Origin of the sequence: Streptomyces sp. MUM 203J (genome assembly GCF_022414595.1) — a bacterium.
In the GTDB taxonomy this organism is placed as follows: domain Bacteria; phylum Actinomycetota; class Actinomycetes; order Streptomycetales; family Streptomycetaceae; genus Streptomyces.
Genome location: NZ_JADWYO010000026.1, coordinates 1 through 15286, shown reverse-complemented (window position 1 = coordinate 15286; position 15286 = coordinate 1). Strand labels below are relative to the sequence as shown.

Here is a 15286-nt window from a genome sequence, read left to right as displayed (position 1 = left end):
CACAGGCAGGTCCCCGTCTCGGCGTGTCAGGGCCGCTCGGCGCCCATGAGGCGGGCGAAGGCCGGCGGGTCGGCGTCGAAGCCGTACACGCAGGGGCGGAACCGCCAGGCCCCCGAGCCGTCACGGCTGAACTCCGCGACGGTCGCCGCGGTGGACTCCCGTACCGCGCCGAAGTCGTCCGTGAGCAGCTTCTGGTACCCCTCCCGGACCGTCACCTCGCGCCGTGCCACGTCCCCGAACACGACCCGGCCGCCGCCCTGCTGGATCGCCACGCCCACGACCACGCGCGCGTAGACGGTGGACAGCCGGTACAGCTCCAGGGTCATCGACTCGTCGACCCCGAAGCCCCGTCCGTCGCGGCTGTCCCGGCTGAGGAAGATCGTGCCGTCCGGCGAACGGCTGTCGAAGTGCACCAGGTGGACCGGATCCCCGAAGGGGTCCTCGGTCCGGTACACGGCGGCGATGATGTCCAGGTCGTGAACCGGTCCGCCACCGGTGTTCGGGTCCCACTTGAGGTCCACCTCCACCTTCTCGGACCCCTTGTTCAGGCTGTTCAGGTTGTTCGGACTGCTCATCTGCTCCCCCTCTCTGAGCCCCGCTGAAGCGGAGCGGTCAACTCCGTTTTGTCTCGGCCTCTTTGTCCATGGTGTCACGGAGCGTCAGTGCGGAATCCGGCGAGGGGACCGCTGACGCGCCACGTCGTCCTCCCGGAACTCCGCGATACGGCTGCTCACCTGGCGCATCAGGCGGGTGTCCTCGATCCGGTCGAGATACAGGCACCGGCGGGCCACGCCCGCCAGCTCGAACGTGAAGTACAGCCCCATCAGAGGGTTGATGAACAGCTCGCTGTCACGTGTGCGGGAGGTGAACCGGACGTCCCCGAAGGAGCCGCGCACGGCCTCCGCTATGGAGCCGCTCACGATGCTGGGGCGGTCGGGGGTACGGCTCCGGGCATACGCGACCGCGTCGAGGAACAGCGCGCCCTCGCGCGTGTGGCGCGACACAGAGAAGGCCCCCAGATAGGCTCCCTCCCGCTCCAGCGCCGCGATGTTCTCCAGCACCAGGCCGTGGCTCACTCCGTGATACGCGTCGACCCCGAAGCCGATCGCGGCGACGAAGCACTCGGGCGGGTCCGGGAGGTCCAGCCCGGCGAGTGCGGCCACGCTGGTCAGGTCCTCCTCCGGCGTGCCGAGCCCGGATTCGTCACCCCGCATGAGGATGTCCGTACCGCCGTCGACCAGCACCACCGCCTCGATTCCGTGGTGCTCGATCAGCGCCCGGTAGGCCGCGCGCAGCGGCTGAACACCCGTCTGCGGAAAGGCGTACACGGTGCTCGGCAGCCGGTGCAGCCGCAGCCACTCCGCGAGCACCCGTTCGGGGAAGTAGCTCTGGTGCGGCCCCGTCTCCGGGGTGACCGCCGCGACATCCGGCGCCAGCCAGTCCTCTCCGGGCAGCCCCGCAAGCGCGGCGAAGGACAGGTTCGCCAGATGGACCTCCTTGCCCTGGTCCCGCAGCGACAGGGCCAGAGGCACTCCCGCGAAGACGTCGAAACCGCCGCCCGCGCCCGCGACCAGGATCCGGCGGGCCGAACTCAGGCGGGCGAAAAGGGGGTTCAGGTGCAGCGAGCTCATGGCGGCCATTGTGCCGGGACGGCTCACGCGGGCGCGCCCCGGTTTCCCGGGGCGCCCGGTCACGCACCCGCCCGTGGCGGTACGGCTCCGCCATGGCCGGGACCGGGCGCCTTCCAGGGCCGTACGATGGCGCGGTGCTGGTCAAGTGGATTCGCTGCAGCGTCGTCGACCGCCGGGGGTTCGAACGGGGGCAGCGGAAATGGGCGGGGCTGCTGGGGGAGCCCGGCTTCCGGGGGCAGGGCGGCGGATGGAGCCGGCTGCGCCCCGGCGTGGCGCATGTCTTCTCGTTCTGGGAGAGCCGCGCCTTCTACGACTCCTTCATGGCAAGGTCCCACGACCGGCTGGCCGCCGCGCAGTCCGGCACGTACACCGGTGCCCAGGTCAAACTGTTCGACTACCGCTTCGATGTGAAGACCGGCTTCGAGCCCCGCTTCACCGACGCCGACGTCGTACGGGTCGCCCACAGCAGGATCCGCGAGGACCGGGTCGAGCACTACGCGCTGATGCAGGAGAAGGTGTGGAACCCGGCCATGGCCGGGTCCCCCGGCATGGTGCGCGGTCTCTTCGGCGAGGCGGCCGGGAACGAGTTCGTCGTGCTCTCCATGTGGCAGTCCGCCGCCGAGCACGGAAAGTACCGGGCGGAGCGGGTGGAGCGGCTCGCGCTGCGCGCCCAGCTGGCCGCCGACGTGGTGGGTCTCACCGGCGACGTGGTGGACCTGGAGGGCGGCTGGACCGTGTGACCTGCGCGGGATCCGCACGCGGGCGCTGTCCGTGGGGTCCGGCACACAGTCCGTAGCCTGGGTGATATGTGCCTCACCGGATAGAGTGGCCGTGCGATGACCGCTGACTCCTCCACCGCCCAGCGCTTCCAGCGCGCCCTGGCCAGCCTGCGGGGGCTGGCCGTGGGAGACGCCCTGGGCTCCCAGTTCTTCGTCCCCGCCAACTACCCGCTGCTGAAGCGGCGTGCGCTGCCGCCCGGCCCCTGGCAGTGGACCGACGACACGGAGATGGCCTGCTCCGTACTGGCCGTCCTCGCCCTGCACGGCCGGATCGACCAGGACGCCCTCGCCCGCTCCTTCGCGGAGCACCACGACTTCGACCGCGGCTACGGCCCGGCCGTCAACCGCATGCTGCGGCTGATCAGGGAGGGCGGCGACTGGCGGGAACTCGCCGCCGGGCTCTTCAACGGCCAGGGATCGTGGGGCAACGGCGCCGCCATGCGCATCGCGCCGCTCGGCGCCTGGTACGCGGACGACCCCGAGCAGGCCACCCACCAGGCCGAGATCTCCTCGTACACCACCCACCAGCACCGCGAGGCGGTCGTCGGCTGTATGGCGGTCGCAGCCGCCACCGCGCTGGCCGCCGCGCCGCCGGGCCCGCCCAAGGCCGCGGACTTCCTGGACGCGGTGGTCGCCCTCGTGCCGCGCAGCGCCGTCGGAGCCGGGCTGCGGCGGGCCCGCGACATGCTCGACTACGGCGATCCGCAGACCGTCGCCGCCGTCCTCGGCTGCGGGCGGCGCACCAGCGCCCACGACACCGTGCCGTTCGCCCTGTGGTCGGCGGCCCGGGCCCTGGGCGACTACGAGCAGGCATTCTGGACGACAGCGCAGGCGGGCGGTGACGTCGACACCACCTGCGCCATCGTGGGCGGGGTGGTCGGGGCCACGGGTGCGGGGACCCCTCCGGCCGCGTGGCGGGACCAGACCGAGGCCCTGCCGGACTGGCTGCCGGACGGGCCGCCCGGCCGCTGACGGGGGCTGCGGGCCTCGCGGGCCGCGGGCCTACGATGGAGGGGAAGAGGTGCGGCGGTCGTGACGGCCGCCCCGCCACCGCCGTTCACCGTTTTCCGGACTGCCCTGGTCCGCATACCGGGTTCGCGGACAGTGCCGCACCCCTCGTGCAGCATGGAAAGCGAATCCGGGTGTCGCGGGCGGGGACGGGCGGCGTAACCTGTCAGGCGCCATGCCGTACGAACCTCCCACCCACACCGTCGAACGCTCGATCCGGGCGACCACCGGTGCCAAAGTCATCGCCGGAGTCGACGAAGTCGGACGCGGGGCGTGGGCGGGTCCCGTCACCGTCTGCGCAGCGGTCACCGGACTCCGTCGGCCACCGGCCGGACTGACCGACTCCAAGCTCCTCACCCCCAAACGCCGCGGCGAACTGGCCGGGGAACTGGAGACGTGGGTCACGGCACACGCCCTGGGGCACGCTTCGGTAGAGGAGATAGACGCGCTCGGTATGACCGCCGCACTGCGGCTCGCCGCCGTACGCGCGCTGGAGACCCTTCCGGTCCGGCCGGACGCGGTCATCCTCGACGGCAAGCACGACTACCTCGGGGCACCCTGGCAGGTCCGTACGGTGATCAAGGGCGATCAGTCCTGTATCGCGGTGGCCGCGGCCTCCGTGATCGCCAAGGTGCGGCGGGACGCGCTCATGGCCGCACTGGAGGCCGAGTCGGACGCGTACGTGCCGTACGGCTTCGCCTCCAACGCCGGCTACCCGTCGCCGACGCACAAGGCGGCGCTCGCGGAACGGGGTCCCACCCCGTACCACCGGCTGTCCTGGGCGTACCTCGACGCGCTGCCCCGGTGGCGGCATCTCAAGAAGGTCCGTGTCTCTCCGGACGCGGCCGCACTGGAGAGCGGGGGCCAGCTCGGCTTCGACTTCTGAAACCTGACCCCCCGTCGGTTCCGGTCGCAGGACCGGAACCGACCGGTAAGACCCGCCGGTGCCACCCGCAGCGGCGTTTGATACATATGCATTCATCCCCGAGGAGCCTCAGATTCACGAGAGTGCCCAGGGTCCCCGCGCCACGCCGGCCGCCGGCCGCACCGCGCCGACCCCACGTCCCGTACCCGGTCCGCGTCCCGTACCCGGACCCCGCTCCGCGGCCTCGCCGCGCCCCGGTTCTCCGGTGCCGACCGCGGCCAGGCCCGCGCCTCCGGCGGCACGGCAGCCCGGCGGTGCCGCCGACGGCAAGCCGCGGCCTCCGGCGGCCTCGCGGCCCGAGCCCCGGCCGGAGAATCGTTCCGGGTCCCCCAGGCCCGGGTCGGCGGCCTCCCAGCCGCAGATCCAGCTGATCCCCGCCCCGGTGGAGGGCGCGGTGGATGCCGCGGAGGAGGCGGTCGACCTCCTGCTGGAGTCCGGCCGTGCCCCCGGCGACATCCTGGTGCTCACGACCGGCGAGCAGCACCCCTGGGCGGCGCACGAGCTGTCCTTCGGCGAGGCCGCGTACTGGGCCCAGCACGACGCGCGCGAAGACGTGTTCTTCGCGGACGCGGGTGCCATGGACCGCGCGTCGGCCCGGCCCGTGGTGGTCGTCGCCGTCAACGGCGGCGGCGACACCGCCGCGGCCCGCGCCCTGCCCGCGGCGATGAGCAGGGCCGAAGCGCTCCTGGTGGTGTGCGGCGAACCCCAGCGGATCAACGCGGTGCTGGGCGCCGGCGTCTGACGCCGCCCTGCGGGCCGCGGCGCGGGGCCCCGGTCCACGGGCCGGGGCCCGCGGCGCCGCTCCGGGCTGCGGGCGAGGGCCGCGCCATGCGGGACTGCGTCCCCGGGCCCCGGGACGGCTGAGCGGTGCGACGGACGGCACGAGCGCCCTTGGAGGCCGGTGGTTCGGTCACGCCCTGCGTGCCGCGTGCGGTGGCGCGGGCCGGCGCGGCGGACGCCGCGGGCGCCCGCGTGGGCCGACGGTCCCGGGCGGGCGTGCCCTGGGCGGGGTGCCGCTGCGGTGGTGCTGTACCAGCGCGCCGTCCGGCCCGCCGCAGGCGGGGGTTCGGCGACCGGCTCGCAGACCGCTGCTCGTCCCGCGCGGACACGCCGCAACCCGGACGGTGCGGCTGCGATGCCTTCGGGGCCGCGGTGCCGCCCGGCCGTCGTCCGGCGCGACTTGAGCCCGGGGTGACCGGGTGGGTCTCCGGCATGGCGGGGCAGCGGCGCCGGGTCGGTGGTCCGGTACAAGGAGCCGCACCGGACGGGCCGCACTCCCCGGCCGCCCCGCCGGAAGCGGGCCGACAGGCCCGGCGCCGGTGGCCCCGGAGGGCGCCGTCCGTACGGTCCGGTGGCGCCGACACGGATTCCCGTGGCCGTCCCGGCAGGTCAGCGTGCCGCCGTACGGCGCAGCGGCTCGGCCGCGCCGCTCACGCTGCGCGGAGCCGCCGGGGCGTCGGCCACCGCCTCCGCAAGGTCGAGCGGCGGCGACGCCGAGTGGGGATGCCGCCCGCCGCGCCCCTCGCCCAGCACCTGCCATCCGCCACTCGTCAGCGTGATGTACGCCCCGCAGCGCAGCCCGTGCAGCGTGCAGGCGTCCCGCAGGCCCCACATCCAGGCCCCGTCCTCCTCGGTCCATCTCTCGTCGCCGTCACGGCAGTAGAGCAGTACGGCGGTGCGGACGGGGACGCGGCGCCGCAGGTCGTGCGGGACGACGCGACGCAGACGCGCGAGCAGGGCGTTGCGGAACTCCCACCCGTCGGCACACGCCGACCGAAACCCGAACGAGGCGCTGGCCGAGAGCCGTTCCTGATGGTCCAGCACGGCGATGACGGCGGTTCCCGGCACCGGCCGGTGCCGGGCGTGCAATCCGGTGACGACCTCACGGGGATTGCCCAGCAAGGGAATTCTCGCGGCGGCCCACTCGGCCGGTTCGAGAATGCGCGCGAGCCGGTTGGCGGAGGCGGTCGGCGTGGTCGACGAAGCGGCTGTGGGCGGAGCGAATCCGAAGGTCACGGTCCTCCCTTCGCATACGCGCCCACAGTGCGGGCAGGGTTGGGTGAGGGCGCGCCGCGACACAGCCCTTCGGGACCGCGAATCGGCCGTGCAGGGGCGGAATCCAATTCTTGCGGGCGGTACGGGCGGGCGGCAACGAGCAATTGGGGCCCCTGACGGAAATGCGCCGGTATGGGGCCCATTTCCCGCGCCAGGAATTCGGGCAGCCCGGCCTGCTCACCCCGCGACCGCGAGGACCAGCGGAAACACGCCGCCCGCTCCGGCCCTTCGCAGCAGCCTCGCCGCCACGGCCGCCGTCCACCCGCTGTCCGCGAAGTCGTCGACCAGCAGCACCGGACCGTCCAGCGACGCCAACTCCCCGGCCAGCCCGGGGGGCACGGTCAGAGCCCGGTGCAACCCGCACAGCCGCTGGGCGCTGTTGGTGCGGGAGATCCTCGGCTCCGCCTCCTCCGGCACGTACGCGAGGGAGCCCAGCAACGGCATCCGGCCCACCGCGGCGATCCGCGCGCCCAGCGAGCCGACCAGCTCGGGGCGGCTCCGCGACGGGACGGTGACGACCCCGACGGGCCGCGGCGGCGCGTCCTTCGCGCCGGACGCCCAGCCGCCCGGCCCCCTGGCCCAGTCCGCCAGTACCTGGACGACCGCGTCCGCCACATCGTCCGGAATCGGCCCGTCCGGCGCCTGTCCGGCCAGCATCGGCCGCAGCCGGTTGCCCCAGCCGATGTCCGACAGCCGCCCCAGCGCACGGCCCTGAAACGCCTGCTCCCCGGCCGGGATACGCCCCTTGAGGTTCACCCCCACCGCCGCGAGCCCGGTCGGCCACATCCGGCGCGGCTCCAGCTCCACACCCGGCCTGCGCAGTTCACCGCGCGCCAGGTCCAGCGCGGCAGCCGACACCTTCGGGTCGAAACGCGGCCCCGCGCAGATGTCACAGCGACCGCACGGACCGGCCTTCTCGTCGTCCAGCTGCCGCCGCAGGAACTCCATACGGCAGCCCGGGGCCTCGACGTAGTCCCGCATGGCCTGCTGCTCGGCGGCCCGCTGCCGCGCCACCCGCGCGTACCGCTCGGAGTCGTACGACCAGGGCCGGCCCGTGCTCGTCCAGCCGCCCTTGACCCGGCGCACCGCTCCGTCCACGTCCAGGACCTTGAGCATGATCTCCAGCCGGGCGCGCCGCAGCTCGACCCGGGGCTCCAGGGCGGGCAGTGACAACGGGCCCTCCGCGTGGGCCAGGACGTCCAGGGTGCGCCGCACCTGCTCCTCCGGGGGGAAGGCCACCGACGCGAAGTACTCCCAGATGGCCTCGTCCTCACGGCCCGGCAGCAGCAGCACCTCGGCGTGTTCGACCCCGCGCCCCGCGCGGCCGACCTGCTGGTAGTAGGCGATGGGGGAGGAGGGCGAGCCCAGATGCACCACGAAGCCCAGGTCCGGCTTGTCGAAGCCCATGCCCAGCGCCGAGGTCGCGACCAGGGCCTTGACCCGGTTGGCCAGCAGGTCCTCTTCGGCCTGCTGCCGGTCGGCGTTCTCCGTACGGCCCGTGTACGACGCGACCGTGTGCCCGCACCGGCGCAGATAGGCGGTGACCTCCTCGGCCGCCGCGACGGTCAGCGTGTAGACGATGCCGGAGCCCGGCAGCTCCCCGAGGTGGTCCGCCAGCCAGGCCAGGCGGTGCGCCGCGTCCGGCAGCCGGATCACACCCAGGCTGAGGCTCTCGCGGTCCAGCGGGCCCCGCAGGACGAGGGCGCCGGTCCCAGACGCCCCGGTGCCGGTGCCCAGCTGCTCCGCCACGTCGGCCGTCACGCGTGCGTTGGCGGTGGCAGTGGTCGCCAGGACGGGCACGCCCGACGGGAGGTCCGCCAGCATGGTGCGGAGCCTGCGGTAGTCGGGGCGGAAGTCGTGGCCCCAGTCGGAGATGCAGTGTGCCTCGTCGACCACCAGCAGGCCGGTCGCCGCCGCGAGACGGGGCAGGACCTCCTCGCGGAAGCCCAGCGAGTTGAGCCGCTCCGGTGAGACGAGCAGGACGTCGACCTCGCCGTCCGCGATCTCCTGCTGGATCGTGTCCCACTCCTCGGTGTTCGACGAGTTGATGGTCCGGGCGCGGATCCCGGCCCTGGCCGCCGACTCCACCTGGTTCCGCATGAGCGCCAGCAGCGGCGAGACGATCACCGTGGGCCCGGCACCCGCGGCCCGCAGCAGGGATGTCGCGACGAAGTACACCGCCGACTTGCCCCAACCGGTGCGCTGCACGACCAGAGCCCGTCTGCGGTGCGCGACGAGCGCCTCGATCGCCCGCCACTGGTCCTCGCGCAGCCTGGCCGCGCCGGTGGGGTCACCGACGAGACGGGCGAGCACGGCGTCGGCCGCCGCACGGAGGTCTCCCGGGTTCGTGTCGTCCATGCCTCACATGGAACAGCACGGCACTGACAACGAGCGAACCGCCGGTGCGTGCCGGGTACGCGGGCAGCCGCCGCACCGGCCGCCGACGTACCTTGTCGGGCCCCGTCGGGTCCCGTCGACCCCTGTGGACAACGGCGGACAGCAGGGCACGGTTCTGAGCGAGGGGTGACGCCGGAGTTGTCCACAGGGGTCGACGGGGCGCCGGGGGGCACGGGACCGTCGAGCCATGAACGAGCGACACGAGCAGACCCACCGTCCCGACGACCCCTCGACGCCGAGTGCGACACAGCACACGGAGAGGAGCGGACCACACAAGATCGACAAGCCGTGGAGCCTGGACAAGCAGAGCAGCGGCGGCACCGCCGAGAAGGCGCCGCCTCCTCCCACCCCGTCGACCCCTTTCCCCGCCGAGGCGGCGGGCTTCGCGGGGGAGCCGCAGATCACCCTGCGCGGGCCCGCGGAACTGGCGGACGCGCTGCCCTACATGTTCGGCTTCCACCCGACCGACTCGGCGGTGCTGCTCGCCCTGCACGGCGAGCACGGCCGGTTCGGCGGCCGGCTCAGGATGGGCATCCCCCGCTCGCCGCGCGAGTGGGAGCCCGTCGCACAGCAGCTCGCGGAGTGCCTGGTGGACGGCAGCACACGGCGCGGCGCCCGGCCTGACGGCATCGTCGTCTTCCTCTGCCAGGACCCGGTGGAGGGCGAAGACGGCAGGCGCGTCATGGAGCGGCTGCGCCCCCTCGCCCACCGGCTGCGCACGGCGTGCGGTGCGCTCGACGTGCCCGTGTACGAGGCGCTGTGCATCTCCGGCGGCCGGTTCTGGTCGTACTGCTGCCCCGACAGCGACTGCTGCCCGCCCGGCGGCAGGGAGCTGGCGCCGCCCGGTACATCGGTGATGGCCGCCGCCGCGGCGTACGCGGGCATCCATGTCCGGGGCTCGCTGCGCGACATGGAGGCCCGGCTGAAGCCCGGAGCCACCGGGCCGGCGATGGCCGAACAGACCCGGGCCCTCGACACCGCGAGCGCGGCGCTGCTCCACCGGATGGTGGGCGCGGAGGCCTGCGAGCGGGTGCGGGAGGAGACGATCCGCGGCGCCGAGGAGCTCATGCGACGGTTCGCGGAGCTGCCGGAGGCGCCCGACCCGGCCGACGCCGACGACGCCGACGACGCGCTCCTCGCCCACACGGAAGCCGCGGCACTGATCATCGGGCTGCAGGACCGGATCACCAGGGACCGGGCCGCCGAGTGGATGGAGGGCACAGAAGCGGGCCCCGCGCTCCGGCTCTGGCGGGCGCTGGCCCGGCGCTGTACGGGTGCCTACGGCGAACACGCCGCCGCGCCGCTCGCCCTGGCGGGATGGGTGGCCTGGTCGACCGGCGACGAACCCGGCGCCCGAGTGGCCCTGGGGCTCGCGCTGGAAGCGGACCCGGAGTACGTGTTCGCGAGACTGCTGCACCAGGCGTGCAACGAACAGCTGGACCCGGAGTCGCTGCGGCAGTGCCTGCGCGGGGAGCGCACTGCCCGGAAGACGAGGACTGCGGGGACCGGCGTACGGGCCGGGACCGCACACGGTGCGTCGGCACGCCGAAGGCCCGGCACCCGCGCCCCCAGGACCGCCACCCCGACGAGGACACCCGGGACGGCACGCCCGGGCGCGGGAACCGGCGAGGCGGGGCGCGGCACCCGGAGCCGCACCGGCGGCCGCCGTGCTGCGCGCCCCGGTGCACCGGTCGGCGCCCGTACCGAGGGCGGCACGGGCAGGCCGCCGGAAGGAGCCGGGCGATGAGAGCGTGACCCGGGTGCGTGCAACGGCGTTCACGTCTGTGGCGGAGTCGCCCGACCCGTGCCGCCGTATCTCCAGCGGCTGTCCGGAGCGCACAGAAGGCCCAGCAGACGACCCATGGAACGCACAGCACCCTCCATCCCCGCTGACGCTCCCCCCGCGGAGCGGCCCGGTGGGCCGGGGCCCACCGGCACGCCCCGGATCCCACCCGCCGGGCCGGTGGGTCCCGCGGTGCGGCCCGAGCCGACTGGGCTGACGGCGACCGGACTGACCGCGACTGCGCGGCCCGCCGGGTCGGCCGGGGCTGCCAGGGCGGGGCAGGGCGGGGCGCAGGGGCTCCGGGAGGCACCGTCGGTGCACGGAGTGCTGGTCTGTGTGGCCCTGCCGTGTCTGGCGATGTCGGCCGAACACGGGCAGCTCCTCGGGCACGGGCTGGAGGGGGTGTACCAGTCGGGGCGGAGGCTGCTGTCCCGCTCGCGGCTCCGGGTGTTCGAGCGGGAACCGGTCACCCTGCAGGGGCGGATGATCGCGGCAGACCGGGCGCGCTTCACCGGCGTCGTCCGCACCCCGGCCGACCCCGGACCGGACCCGGGCGTCTCCGTCGAGCGCACCCGGGACGCCGACGGCACCGAGCGGATCACCTTCCGCAACGGCACGGGGCGCCCGCTCCGGCTCCCCGTCGAGCTGGTGCTCGGCACGGACCTCGCCCCGCTCGGTGCCGTCGCCGCAGGGCGGACCGGACCGGAGCTGCGGGCCACGGTGCACGGGTCCGGGCTGCGCTGGTCGGCGCCCGACGGTGCGCTGGCGGTCGTCACCGCCGACCCTCCGCCGAAGGACGCCCTGGCCTCCCTGGGTGCGCTGCGCTGGGAACTGGACCTCGCCCCCGGGGCCCGGCACACGGTCGAGCTGACCGTCCAGGCCGGGCGGCCCGTGCGCCCGGTCGCCCGGAGCGGCGGGCAGGGCTTGCTGGGAGCGCGGGCGGAGGGCGACGACCCGCGGGTGGAGCGGTTGCTGGGCACCGGGGTCGACGATCTGCGGGGGCTGCTGGTCCGGGACCCCGCGCATCCGGCAGACGTGCACCTCGCCGCCGGGGTGCCGTGGCGCTGCGGGGCCGCCCCCGCCGAGGCCCTGTGGGCCGCGCGCATGGTGCTCCCGCTCGGTACCCAGATCGCCGCGGACACCCTGCGCGGCGTCGCTCGGGCCGTGCGTTCCGGCGCCGGAGCGTCCGGGGGGCGCGTGCCCGGCCCGTTGCGCGACGCGGGGCCGCACCTTCCGCCGGCGTGCACCGGCATCGAGGCCACCCTGGCCTTCCCCGCGGTGCTCGCGGAGGCCCGGCTGTGGGGTCTGCCCGAGCAGGATCTGGCCGAGCTGCTGCCTGTAGCCGAGCGCTGCCTGCACTGGCTGCGGGCCGCGTCCGACAAGGACGGGCTGGTCGCGGAACCGGGGCCGGGCGCAGAGGTGCGGCGAGCCGAGACCCAGGCCCACGCCCATCGCGCCGCCCTCCTCGGCGCGGGTCTGCTGGAGGCCTGCAACCGGCCGGGGGCGGACGGGTGGCGGGACTGGGCGTACGCGCTGCGCCACAGGTTCCGGGGCGCATTCTGGCTCGACGACCCGTCCGGCGGCCGGCCGGCCGCCGCGCTCACCGCTGACGGCCGGCCCGTGCCCGCGCTCGGCGGTGCGGTGGCGCACCTGCTCGACACCGGGCTGCTCGGCGCGGGGCGGCTCGCGGAGGGGCTGCTGGACAAGGTGCAGACGGAACAGGTGGCCAGGCTCCTCGGCGGCCCGGCACTCGACAGCGGCTGGGGGCTGCGCGGGCTGGGCGCCAAGGAGCCCGGATACAACCCGTTCGGCCACCGGGCGGGGGCGGTACGGGTCCACGAGACCGCGGTCGCTGTGGCCGGGCTCGCCACCGCCGGGTACGAGAAGGAGGCGTCCGGACTGCTGAGGGGACTGCTCGACGCGGCCGCGGCCTTCTCGTACCGGATCCCGGAGATGTACGCGGGGGAGCAGCGCACCGCGGGGAGCGCCCCGGTGCCCCATCCCGCCGCCTGCCGCCCGGCCGCCGTCGCCTCGGCTGCGGGCGTCCACGTGCTGGCCGCGCTGGTCGGCATCCGGCCCGACGCGCCGGCCGGGACGGTCGCCCTGCACCCGGTGCGCTGCGCTCCGCTGGGGGCCGTCAGGCTGTCCGGTCTGCGGGTGGCGGGTGAGCCCTTCGCCGTAAGGGTCAGCAGGCTGGGCCTCGGCATGGTGGAGGAGGCGGCTCCCGGACTCCAGCTGGGGGTGTGACCGCATGCGTACGTCCACACGGGGAGAGCACACCCCCGAACAGCATCCACCCGAAGAGCGGCCGGAGGAGCGGCGGGAAGATCGCCGGGGGACTGTTTATCGTCAGGCAGACGACTATGATCGCGGCATGCCCCCCTACGACCCCTCGGCCTTTCCGCCCTTCGCCGTGACCGTCGACCTGGTCGTCCTCACAGTCCGCCGTGACGCGCTGTGCGCCCTGGTCGTACGGCGGGGCGAGCCGCCCTTCCAGGGGCGCTGGGCGCTGCCGGGGGGCTTCGTACGGCCGGACGAGGACCTGGACACCGCCGCAGCGCGGGAGCTGGCGGAGGAGACGGGGCTCTGCGTCCACGAACCGGGTGACCCGGTGCCCGCGCCCGGCGCCGGTGCCCACCTGGAGCAGCTCGCCACCTACGGCGACCCCGAGCGGGACCCGCGGATGCGGGTGGTCAGCGTCGCGCACCTCGCGCTCGCCCCCGACCTGCCGGCGCCCCGCCCCGGCGGTGACGCCAACAGCGTGCGCTGGGCGCCCGTGGGGGAGCTGCTCAAGCTCGGCTCCGTCCTCGGGAGGGACGGCGAGGCGCTCGTGCCGCTCGCCTTCGACCACGCGCGCATCCTCTCCGACGGGGTCGAACGGGCCCGTTCCAAGATCGAGTACTCCTCACTGGCCACCGCGTTCTGCCCGCCCGAGTTCACCGTCGGGGAGCTGCGGCGGGTGTACGAGGCGGTGTGGGGAGTGGCCCTCGACCCACGCAACTTCCACCGCAAGGTCACCGGCACGCCCGGCTTCCTCGTGCCCGCGGGCGGCACCACGACCCGGCAGGGCGGACGTCCCGCCCAGCTCTTCCGCGCGGGCGGCGCGACCCTGCTCAACCCGCCGATGCTGCGCCCGGAGGTGTGACCGCGGCGGCCGGTCAGGAGGCGCCGCTGCTCGAACGCCCTGCGCGTCAGGCTCCGCTGAAAGTCCGAAATGTGGCGTTATCGTGCTGCGGTAAGCGCCCTGCCGCCGAGCGGTCTCATCTACCGCGAGAGAAGCGATGCTCCAGGCAATCGGACTCACCAGCACCCCGCGCCGGAACCGCCCGCCGGCCGTGCACGATCTCACCTTCCAGGCACGCCCCGGCCGTGTCACCGCCCTCTTCGGAGCCCCGGGATCGGGCAAGACCACGGCCCTGCGGCTGCTGCTCGGCCTCGAACCGGGGCGCGGCGTCACGTACTTCCGCGGCCGCCCGCTGCACCGTGCCGCCCACCCTTCGCGCGAGGTCGGCGCGTTCCTCGGCGGCGTGCCCGGTCACCCCGCCCGGAGCGTGCGCGGACAGCTCCGGATGGTCTGCGCCGCCGCCGGAGTACCCGCCGCCCGGGCCGACGAACTGCTCGACGCGGTCGGCCTGGCCGAACTCCGCGACCAGCGGCTCGGCACCCTGTCCCTCGGCATGGAACGCCGGCTCGGCATCGCCGCCGCCCTGCTGGCCGATCCGCACGCGCTGGTCCTCGACGAGCCCGCCGCCGGGCTGTCGCCGCGCGACAGCCGCTGGCTCCCGGGCCTTCTGCGGGCCCATGCCGACGGCGGTGGCACGGTCCTGTTCACGACCGACGATCCACGGCAGGCCGCCCGTACCGCCGATCACGTCGTCGCGCTGGCCGGGGGGCGTCTGGTCGCCGACCAGGAGGCGGCGGTCTTCGCCCGCTCCCGGCTGCGCCCGTGCGTGACCGTCCACACCCCGCACGCCGCCCGCCTCGCCGCCCACCTCACCCGTGAGGCCCGCGCCGCCCGCCGCTCCCTGGAAGCCGTCACGGACACCGGCAACCGGCTGCACGTGTACGGCGGGACCTGCGCGGAAGTAGGCGAGGCGGCGTTCCGCCACGGCATCCTCATCCACCGCCTCGCCCCCGGAACGACTCCCACCTCCGCCGATCCCGCACCCCCGCCGACCCGCCGGTCCCCACCCGCACCGTCGGCGGACCCCGGCCCGGTCGGGCCTCGCCCGGGTGCCGACGCTGCCGGTGGGCCGGGGGCCGGTGTGCCGTCGGTGGCGCACACCGGTGCCCCCGTGGCCGCGTCGGCCCTGCCGTATCCGGCCGGGCCGGGGGTGGCGGACCTCGGCCCGGCCGTGTCCCGTCCCGACGCCTCCACGTCCACGGTGCGTGGGGCCGTGCGCGGTGCGCTGCTCGCCGCGCAGGGCGGCGGCCCCACCCCGCCCCTGCCGTTCCCGGTCGCGCCCGGCCGCGTGCCGCCCAACCGCGGCCGGGCCCCGTCCGATGCTGTCGAGGTCGGCGGGCCGGCAGGGGATGTTCCCCACACCACCCCGTCGTGCGGGTCCGGAGCGGGCCCGCACGGTCCGGGCGCCGTCCGCCGTGGGGAACGCGGATGCGGGGCGGCCCCGTCCGGCCCGCACGGTCCGGGCGTGGCCCGGGAAGGCTCCACGGCCGGGAGCGCGGGCCGTGGGGGCGAGCCCGCGGGGGG

At 75.1% G+C, this 15286-nt stretch carries 12 protein-coding genes; 8 read left to right on the top strand and 4 right to left on the bottom strand.

Going from position 1 to position 15286, the window contains the following annotated elements; all coding sequences use genetic code 11:
• Nucleotides 1-26: 26 nt before the first annotated feature.
• Nucleotides 27-575 carry a TerD family protein gene (locus I3F58_RS15475; protein WP_374207978.1) on the bottom strand — a complete coding sequence of 183 codons (549 nt, stop codon included), beginning with the start codon at nucleotides 573-575 and terminating at the stop codon, nucleotides 27-29.
• An 84-nt stretch (nucleotides 576-659) separates the two neighbouring features.
• Complete coding sequence (locus I3F58_RS15470) at nucleotides 660-1631, bottom strand: DUF1152 domain-containing protein (protein ID WP_240109177.1); 972 nt, start codon at nucleotides 1629-1631, stop codon at nucleotides 660-662.
• Between the two features lie 134 nt (nucleotides 1632-1765).
• Between I3F58_RS15470 and I3F58_RS15465 the strand changes: the two genes are divergently transcribed.
• The 4 genes from I3F58_RS15465 (at nucleotide 1766) to I3F58_RS15450 (ending at nucleotide 5085) form a co-directional block, all read left to right on the top strand.
• Nucleotides 1766-2371 carry a YdbC family protein gene (locus I3F58_RS15465; RefSeq protein ID WP_240109176.1) on the top strand — a complete coding sequence of 202 codons (606 nt, stop codon included), beginning with the start codon at nucleotides 1766-1768 and terminating at the stop codon, nucleotides 2369-2371.
• Between the two features lie 96 nt (nucleotides 2372-2467).
• Nucleotides 2468-3382, top strand: a complete 915-nt coding sequence (locus I3F58_RS15460) for an ADP-ribosylglycohydrolase family protein (RefSeq protein WP_240109175.1) — start codon at nucleotides 2468-2470, stop codon at nucleotides 3380-3382.
• Between the two features lie 211 nt (nucleotides 3383-3593).
• Nucleotides 3594-4304: a ribonuclease HII gene (locus tag I3F58_RS15455; RefSeq protein WP_240109174.1), complete on the top strand. Its 711-nt coding sequence runs from the start codon at nucleotides 3594-3596 to the stop codon at nucleotides 4302-4304.
• Nucleotides 4305-4398: 94 nt separating this feature from the next.
• Nucleotides 4399-5085 carry a hypothetical protein gene (locus tag I3F58_RS15450; RefSeq protein ID WP_240109225.1) on the top strand — a complete coding sequence of 229 codons (687 nt, stop codon included), beginning with the start codon at nucleotides 4399-4401 and terminating at the stop codon, nucleotides 5083-5085.
• A gap of 647 nt (nucleotides 5086-5732) precedes the next feature.
• On the opposite strand, the gene I3F58_RS15445 is transcribed toward I3F58_RS15450, so the two are convergent.
• Nucleotides 5733-6359, bottom strand: a complete 627-nt coding sequence (locus I3F58_RS15445; RefSeq protein WP_240109173.1) for a hypothetical protein — start codon at nucleotides 6357-6359, stop codon at nucleotides 5733-5735.
• Between the two features lie 216 nt (nucleotides 6360-6575).
• Nucleotides 6576-8756, bottom strand: coding sequence for a RecQ family ATP-dependent DNA helicase (locus tag I3F58_RS15440; protein WP_240109172.1), 2181 nt, complete (start codon nucleotides 8754-8756; stop codon nucleotides 6576-6578).
• 226 nt (nucleotides 8757-8982) lie between these two features.
• On the opposite strand from I3F58_RS15440, the gene I3F58_RS15435 reads away from it, so the two are divergent.
• The 4 genes from I3F58_RS15435 to I3F58_RS15420 form a co-directional block, all read left to right on the top strand.
• The gene (locus I3F58_RS15435; RefSeq protein WP_240109171.1) at nucleotides 8983-10542 is read left to right on the top strand and encodes a DUF4192 domain-containing protein; all 1560 of its coding nucleotides are present in this window, start codon (nucleotides 8983-8985) and stop codon (nucleotides 10540-10542) included.
• A gap of 114 nt (nucleotides 10543-10656) precedes the next feature.
• Nucleotides 10657-12825, top strand: a complete 2169-nt coding sequence (locus tag I3F58_RS15430) for a glycogen debranching N-terminal domain-containing protein (RefSeq protein ID WP_374207977.1) — start codon at nucleotides 10657-10659, stop codon at nucleotides 12823-12825.
• Nucleotides 12826-12952: 127 nt separating this feature from the next.
• Nucleotides 12953-13723 (top strand): NUDIX domain-containing protein, encoded by a 771-nt coding sequence (locus I3F58_RS15425; RefSeq protein WP_240109170.1) that lies wholly within the window; start codon nucleotides 12953-12955, stop codon nucleotides 13721-13723.
• Nucleotides 13724-13859: 136 nt separating this feature from the next.
• The coding region (locus I3F58_RS15420) for an ATP-binding cassette domain-containing protein (RefSeq protein ID WP_240109169.1) at nucleotides 13860-15286 on the top strand (1427 nt) is incomplete at its 3' end.

Bases quoted from the DNA above. Each gene is read 5' to 3' on its own strand.
- I3F58_RS15425 (WP_240109170.1), top strand. From the start codon at position 12,953: ATGCCCCCCTACGACCCCTCGGCCTTTCCGCCCTTCGCCGTGACCGTC.
- I3F58_RS15475 (WP_374207978.1), bottom strand. From the start codon at position 575: ATGAGCAGTCCGAACAACCTGAACAGCCTGAACAAGGGGTCCGAGAAG.
- I3F58_RS15455 (WP_240109174.1), top strand. From the start codon at position 3,594: ATGCCGTACGAACCTCCCACCCACACCGTCGAACGCTCGATCCGGGCG.
- I3F58_RS15460 (WP_240109175.1), top strand. From the start codon at position 2,468: ATGACCGCTGACTCCTCCACCGCCCAGCGCTTCCAGCGCGCCCTGGCC.
- I3F58_RS15440 (WP_240109172.1), bottom strand. From the start codon at position 8,756: ATGGACGACACGAACCCGGGAGACCTCCGTGCGGCGGCCGACGCCGTG.
- I3F58_RS15470 (WP_240109177.1), bottom strand. From the start codon at position 1,631: ATGAGCTCGCTGCACCTGAACCCCCTTTTCGCCCGCCTGAGTTCGGCC.
- I3F58_RS15435 (WP_240109171.1), top strand. From the start codon at position 8,983: ATGAACGAGCGACACGAGCAGACCCACCGTCCCGACGACCCCTCGACG.
- I3F58_RS15430 (WP_374207977.1), top strand. From the start codon at position 10,657: ATGGAACGCACAGCACCCTCCATCCCCGCTGACGCTCCCCCCGCGGAG.